This is a genomic window from Allobosea sp. P1_A7, assembly GCF_056406775.1.
In genome coordinates, this window is sequence record NZ_JBFTZN010000087.1 from 25,318 (window position 1) to 31,928 (window position 6,611).

Here is a 6,611-nt window from a genome sequence, read left to right on the forward strand (position 1 = left end):
CCATGATCAGCAGCACCAACCCACCCGTCACCTGGCTGCGCCAGTCGCGGATCATGAAGACCAGCGGATCATCCGCATGCCGAGCTGCGACAGGGCCTCGACATCCTCGGCCTGATAGCCGCGGCCGGCCTTCTTCAGCCCGGACTGGTCCTGCGTGATTCGCAGCTCCGCATAGCGCTTGACCAGCGCAAGGCTGAAGAACAGGAACATCGAGAAGGCGAGCAGCCAGGACGAGACCGGAATCGCCGCCGCGGCGTTGCCGGCCAGGATGCGCAGGGTATGCAGAGCTGCGAGCCCGAGCACGTCGACCAGCAGCTTGCGCTTGAGAACGAACAGATAGAGCAGCGCCAGGACCAGATAGGCGGTCAGCGCCAGCAGGAACGTACCCGGCTCAGGCACGAACACTGACGAGGCGAAGGCCGCGATCATCAGCAGTGGCACCGCAGCATAAGCCTGCTTCGCGGTGATCTCGCCGGCAGCCAGAGGACGCTTGCACTTGGTCGGGTGCCGCCGGTCGGCCTCGACATCGACAATATCGTTGAGGAGATAGATCGCCGAGGCGAGCAGGCTGAACGCGACGAACGCAATCGCCCCGTGGCCGAGCGCAGCGAGATCGAACACGTCATGGTTCAGCAGGATGGGGACGAAGACGAGCCCGTTCTTGAGCCAATGATGCGGTCGCATCGCTCGGATCATCGCGCGAACAGACATGTCAAAGCCCTTGTCCACCTTTCAGGGCCGCCAGGCGATCGAACAACGATCGTCATGGCTTCCCGTGCGAGGCGAACAGGAACGGCCTCGGCGCGTCCTGCTATGGCGGTCAAATCCCTAAACCGCGGTGGAAATCACGTCCGCCTCGTCGAGATTCAACCGCCATGCTTAATGACAGGCTGACGATAGGTCAGATTGCCGATGTACCGCGCGGCCCCCGGAATTCAGGGGGCCTTCTTCGCGGCCACAGCGGTGATCTCGATCGCATATCCAGGCGAAGCGAGCTTCGCCTCCACGGTCGCGCGCGCCGGCGCGCTGCCGCGAGCTACCCATTTGTCCCAGACGGCGTTCATCTCGGCGATGCGCGCAATATCGGTCAGGAAGATCTGAACGCTCAGAATCCGGTCCTTCGCGCTGCCGGCAGCTTCGAGCGTTTCCTCGAGCAGGGCCAACACCTCCTCGGTCTGCCGCGTCAGCGTCTCCCCTTCGGTCTTCTCCGCGACATGGCCGGCGAGGAAGACAATGCCGTTGAAAATGGCGGCGTCGCACCACCGTTCCGTCAGGCCTATACGTTCGATCGACATGGCTCTGTATCTTCCTGGTTGTTTGAATCGTGACGGCATAGAGCGTCGCGCATGCCAAGCCCCGCCTCGGAGCGCAACTCCACGGCAGACTGGCCCGCATTCCGCAATGCGCTCCGCATCTTATGCGCGAACCGGCGCAAGACTGGTCATGGACTGCAAAGGGGTAAGCAACGCCCGGCACACAATCCATGCGCCGGGCCAATCACGTGCAAGGCACTCTCGCGAGCCCGCACGTCCAGGCCTCGACTGGTCAATAGCTGATCCTAAGCAGGCAACGGCGCGAGCTGCGATCAGGCCGAGCGGTCAGACCGGTCCAGTATCCGGCCTCAGGATGCGCGCAGCGCGCGACCGCCCGTTGCGCGATCGCGAGGTCTACTTCATTTCACCGAGATAGGCGGTCGCGTCGATCTCCACGAGACAGTCGGGCGAGCCGAGGCCATTGACGATGCAGGACACGCGATGCGGCGAATCCTCGGCGAAATTGGCGAAATAAACCTCGTTCATCGGCTCCCAATAGGCACGGTCGGTGACATAGACCGTGCACTTGACGACATCCTTCAGGCTGCCGCCGGCCTCCTCCAGGAGAGCGCGGATGTTATCGATGCATTGCTGCGTCTGACGCCGTGCGTCGCCGACGGCATATTTGCCCTCCCTGTCCATCCCGACGCAGCAGACGAACATGAAGTCCCCGGCGACCGTCGCCTGGGCGAAAGGCAGCCTTCCCTTGAAGACACGGTCGGAAGAGATCGTACGCTTGGGCATCGTGAACCTATGGAGTGGGAGTTGCGCGGCGGCCGGCCGCTATCGGGCAACAGTCGCGAGGGCTGCACAAGCCAGCAACGGCGCCTGAGCCAAGCCTAACCTATGGTCAGAAGCCCAGCCAGACGGGTCACCCCGTCCAGTCTCAGATTGCTGTGGGAGAACTGGCGTCCCGGAAGGGATTCGAACCCCTGACCTACGGTTTAGGAAACCGTTGCTCTATCCTGCTGAGCTACCGGGACGCACGTGAATGCGTTTAGCATAAAGCGCATGCGGGTGAAGCCTCTTGTTGCAGTCATACTGAGTCTCGTTGCCGCGTCGGGCAAGGCGCTGGCGAACGACTCCTGTCCGGCCCCGGCCGCCGAGACGCCGACGGTTCGTTTGGCTGGCACCGACACCAGCGGCGATCTGCTGCTCGACGATGGCCGGCGGATACGCCTCGTCGGGCTGGCCCCTCGGCAGGACGACGCGGAGACCGCGCGTTTCGTCGCAGCCCTGGCAGCGTGGCAAGGCCGCGATCTCCGGATCGTCATCCTGGCCGAGCCCGATCGCTGGGGCCGCATCGCGGCGCGCCTGCTGGCCGATCCGGATACCCAGGCCACCGCACCGCTGGACCTGTCGGTCGCCCTCATCCGAAGCGGCGCAGCCTGGCATCTACCCGATTCCGTCAGCAGCCCCTGCGACGCGTTCTTGCGGGCATCTGCCCCGAATACCACCCCATCCGCGCGACAAACTGGCCTAAAACCAGCCAATCTCGTCGATGGTCACGATATTGCCGCGTTGAAGGTGCACGCCGGTCGCGTCATCGTGCTGGAGGGGCGGATCGCATCGATCGGCGAGCGACCGCAGCGTTCCTATCTGAATTTTTCGCGCCGGCGGGGAGCCGGTGCGTCGGTCGTTGTGTCGAGGAGGCTCTGGCGGGAGATGCGGGAGGTCGGCTGGACCGCCAGGACACTGACGGGTAAACGCGTGTGGGCGCGCGGCGTACTGAGCGGGCCGGATGGATTGTCGCTCGAACTCCCCTCCCGCGCAGCCCTGGAACTGATCGATTAGAACCATGCTGGCCTTTCGCCGACAGACTGTGTCACGCCCCATGGCGCGACTAGGCGCCCTGCTCCTGCCCGCCCTGCTGCTTTCCGGCTGCTTCGGCGACCAGAGCGTCCTGCCCCCACAACCGGCCGATGGCGAGCTTGCCCCGCGGCTGAGCACGTTCCAGCGCGCGTCGGACCGCGAGCATTTGCGGCTGCTGGCCGCCTTCGGCGGCGAGTACCGCGCGCCAAACGCTCGGGCCCAGCTCAACGAAGTCGTGGCGCGGCTGGTCAAGGCTGGCGAAGGGCAGATCGGCAGCTACGAGATCACCATCCTGAACTCGCCGGCGGTGAACGCGTTTGCCCTGCCGAATGGCCGGCTCTACGTCACGCGCGGGCTGCTGGCGCTCGCCAACGACACCAGCGAGATCGCTTCGGTGCTCGCCCACGAGATCGCCCATGTAACCGCCCATCACGCCGTCGAGCGGGCTGAGGCCGAAGCCGAATCTGCGCTTGTCACGCAAGTCGTCACACAGGTGCTCAACGATCCGGCTGCCGGTGCCTCCGTTCAGGCCGGCTCCAAGATCTCGCTCGCCCGCTTCTCGCGACAGCAGGAGCTGATTGCCGACCAGATCAGCGTCCGCAACATCGCGCGCGCCGGCTACGACCMTTATGGAGCGGGCCGTTTCCTGGGCGCGCTCGGCCGCAATACCAGCTTCCGCAACAGCGGCCAGGGCCAGAGCGGCAGCGAGAAGCGGCTCGATATTCTCTCCAGCCATCCCTCGACCCCGGAGCGCGTCGCCGCCGTCACGGCGTCCGCCCGCCAGATCGGTGCACCCGGGCTTGGCGAGCGCGATGCGGCCCGCTGGCTCGCTGCGATCGACGGCATCGCCTATGGCGACGACCCGAGCGATGGCGTGGTACGAGGCCGGCGCTATCTCAACAGCACCTTGCGCATCACCTTCGATGCCCCCGACGGGTTCGACCTCGAGGCGGCGCGCGACATGGTCATCGGTGTCAGCGGCAACGGTGCCCAGGCGCTGCGTTTTGATTCGGTCACGCTCAAGCCCGGCCAGACCCTCGAATCCTATGTCGCCTCCGGCTGGATCGACGGGGTCGAGACCGGCCCCGTCGAAAAGCTCGACCTTGAGGGCCAGTCCGCCGTCCTGGCCAGCGGCAAGGGGACCGACTGGACCTTCAGGCTCGCCGCCATCCAGGCAGGCAATCGCGTCTATCGCTTCATCCTGGCGGCCCGCGGCAGCAGCGATCCGGAGCGCCCGATGCGCGCCGTGCTCAGCAGCTTCCGGGTCCTGACTGCAGCGGAAGCACAGGCCACGAAGCCTCTGCAATTGCGGATCGTCAGCGCCTCCGAAGGCGACACGCCTGCAACGCTGGCCGCCCGCATGGCGACACATGAGCGCGCGTTCGACCTCTTCCTGCTGCTGAACGGGCTCGATCGTAACAGCAAGCTGACGCCCGGCCAGCGCTACAAGATCGTCGCCGAATAGGGGCTGCCCGCGCGGGCAGCCCTGGCTTTCCTTGCTACAGCATCAGGCGCCACCGACGGAACCGGCGTGATCGGCTTCTGCAGGCGCCCCCTGCACCGGCAACAACCTTGCCGGCGCCGCTTCCGAACTGACTGGCCGCAAGGTTCTCCATGGGCGCTCGCCCGATCTGGCCCAGGTCCCGTGGGGTCACGCAGATCAAGGCCCGCCTGCTGATCCACCGGACCGCGCGCGATGGGCGGCCGGTCCAGCAGCTGCCGGATCACGAGAAGACGCTCAGGGCCGCCAAGCCAGCCTGGGAGCGCTTAGTCGCCCTTCTCCCGCGCAAAAACCGGAGCCGTCTGGCCAAGAAAAAACCCGGCGGTTGCCCGCCGGGTTGATTGGCATCATGCCGGAGGAATCGCCTCAGGCGGCTTCTTCCTGCAGATCGTCATTGTCGCTTTCGAGATCGGCATCAGCCGGGTCGACCTCGGTGCCCTTGGCCGCACGACGCGGCGACTTGGCGAGCTGGCCCTCGATCTTCTTCAGCGCTTCGGTCTCGGTCACGTCGTCGACGACCGCGATCTCACGGGTCATGCGGTCAACCGCAGCCTCGTAAAGCTGACGCTCGGAATAGGACTGCTCGGGCTGCGCCTCGGAGCGGTAGAGATCGCGGACGACCTCCGCGATGGCGACAAGATCGCCCGAATTGATCTTCGCTTCATATTCCTGGGCGCGGCGCGACCACATGGTGCGCTTGATCCGGGCCCGGCCGGTCAACGTCGTCAGCGCCTTGCTGACGATATCGGTATCGGCAAGCTTGCGCAGGCCGACGCTCACAGCCTTGGCGGTGGGAACACGCAGCGTCATCTTGTCCTTGGCAAAGCTGACGACGAAGAGTTCAAGCTTGAAGCCGGCAACCTCCTGCTCTTCGATCGCCGTGATCTGGCCGACGCCATGGGACGGGTAGACGACGAACTCGCCCGTCTTGAAACCCTGGCGCACAACAGCTTTCTTCGCAGTGGACATGCCGTTACGACTCCTGACGGGACCGCTTGACACGGCCCACGATGACACGTCCCCGGCCGGAATGACCGGAGACACTCTGCCTGATGCGTTGCAATCCCGACCGAGCGGTCACGGACCCGCAGCCTCACGCTCCCTCAGCCGATTGCTACTTGACCACCGAACACGAAAATCACCACGCTCCGGCCTTCTGCCGGAAGCCCTGGTCATCCCGTATCTATGGGGGTGCCCCGTTTATGAATCCTCGCAGGGGCAGGCGGAACCAATTCGACTGCACGAAAAGGTGTATCACAAAAAACACGCCGAATCAAAGGTAAACGCCGATTAACACCGGAACTGCATGTCGCAGCGCCGGTGTGCTCATCGCTCAGCCTCTTCCCCTTGGGTGAAATTCAGTCGCCTTCGCCGGGGTTCGGCGAGAAATGTTCTTCGAGCTTTCCAGCCACGCCATCAAAGTCCTTGGCGTCGGCCGGCGGGTCCTTCTTCTGGGTCAGGTTCGGCCAACTCGACGCATATTTCGAGTTGAGCTGCAACCAGCTCTCAAGGCCGGGTTCGGTATCGGGCTTGATCGCCTCGGCCGGGCATTCGGGCTCGCAGACACCGCAATCGATGCACTCGTCGGGATGGATGACGAGCATGTTCTCGCCTTCGTAGAAACAGTCGACGGGACAGACCTCGACGCAGTCCATGTACTTGCACTTGATGCAGTTTTCGGTGACCACATAGGTCATGTCGCCAGTCCTTCCCGGTCCATCCTGCCGAATCATAAAGACCCGGAAGGCGGGTATTTCAAGGTCGATATCCGGGCTGCGGCAGAAAGAAAAATCTCTTCCGGCCAGCTCCGGAAGGAAACTCCTCCTGAAGCACCCAAGCCTGCCCAGGCAGGCCTATCGAACCGCTCCCGCGCTCTATCCGCTCGGATCGTCCTCCGCAAGCGGCGCGTCGCCGCGCGTGCTCTCCCCCAAGCGCTCATAGAGCAGTTGCGCTTCCTCATAGGGACCGCGCCTGCTGCCCAGGGC

7 protein-coding genes and 1 tRNA gene are annotated in these 6,611 nt (G+C 64.5%); 2 read left to right on the forward strand and 6 right to left on the reverse strand.

Annotated elements, in window-relative coordinates:
- Positions 1-51: 51 nt before the first annotated feature.
- The 4 genes from AC1D34_RS16910 to AC1D34_RS16925 all read right to left on the reverse strand — a co-directional run bounded on the left by AC1D34_RS16910 (position 52) and on the right by AC1D34_RS16925 (position 2,296).
- The gene (locus AC1D34_RS16910) at positions 52-684 is read right to left on the reverse strand and encodes a UbiA family prenyltransferase (protein WP_476824782.1); all 633 of its coding nucleotides are present in this window, start codon (positions 682-684) and stop codon (positions 52-54) included.
- Between the two features lie 251 nt (positions 685-935).
- A complete protein-coding gene (locus tag AC1D34_RS16915; protein ID WP_476824783.1) occupies positions 936-1,295 on the reverse strand; it encodes a RidA family protein in 360 nt (119 codons plus the stop codon).
- 372 nt (positions 1,296-1,667) lie between these two features.
- Positions 1,668-2,057: a RidA family protein gene (locus tag AC1D34_RS16920; protein WP_441493218.1), complete on the reverse strand. Its 390-nt coding sequence runs from the start codon at positions 2,055-2,057 to the stop codon at positions 1,668-1,670.
- A gap of 162 nt (positions 2,058-2,219) precedes the next feature.
- Positions 2,220-2,296, reverse strand: a tRNA-Arg gene (locus AC1D34_RS16925).
- 28 nt (positions 2,297-2,324) lie between these two features.
- Between AC1D34_RS16925 and AC1D34_RS16930 the strand changes: the two genes are divergently transcribed.
- Positions 2,325-3,107 (forward strand): hypothetical protein, encoded by a 783-nt coding sequence (locus AC1D34_RS16930; protein ID WP_476824784.1) that lies wholly within the window; start codon positions 2,325-2,327, stop codon positions 3,105-3,107.
- 4 nt (positions 3,108-3,111) lie between these two features.
- Positions 3,112-4,590, forward strand: coding sequence for a M48 family metalloprotease (locus AC1D34_RS16935; RefSeq protein WP_476824785.1), 1,479 nt, complete (start codon positions 3,112-3,114; stop codon positions 4,588-4,590).
- 402 nt (positions 4,591-4,992) lie between these two features.
- Here AC1D34_RS16935 and AC1D34_RS16940 read toward each other — a convergent pair whose 3' ends face one another.
- The gene (locus AC1D34_RS16940; RefSeq protein WP_069878873.1) at positions 4,993-5,595 is read right to left on the reverse strand and encodes a CarD family transcriptional regulator; all 603 of its coding nucleotides are present in this window, start codon (positions 5,593-5,595) and stop codon (positions 4,993-4,995) included.
- 389 nt (positions 5,596-5,984) lie between these two features.
- The gene (gene fdxA, locus AC1D34_RS16945) at positions 5,985-6,323 is read right to left on the reverse strand and encodes a ferredoxin FdxA (RefSeq protein ID WP_069878872.1); all 339 of its coding nucleotides are present in this window, start codon (positions 6,321-6,323) and stop codon (positions 5,985-5,987) included.
- Positions 6,324-6,611 lie beyond the last annotated feature (288 nt).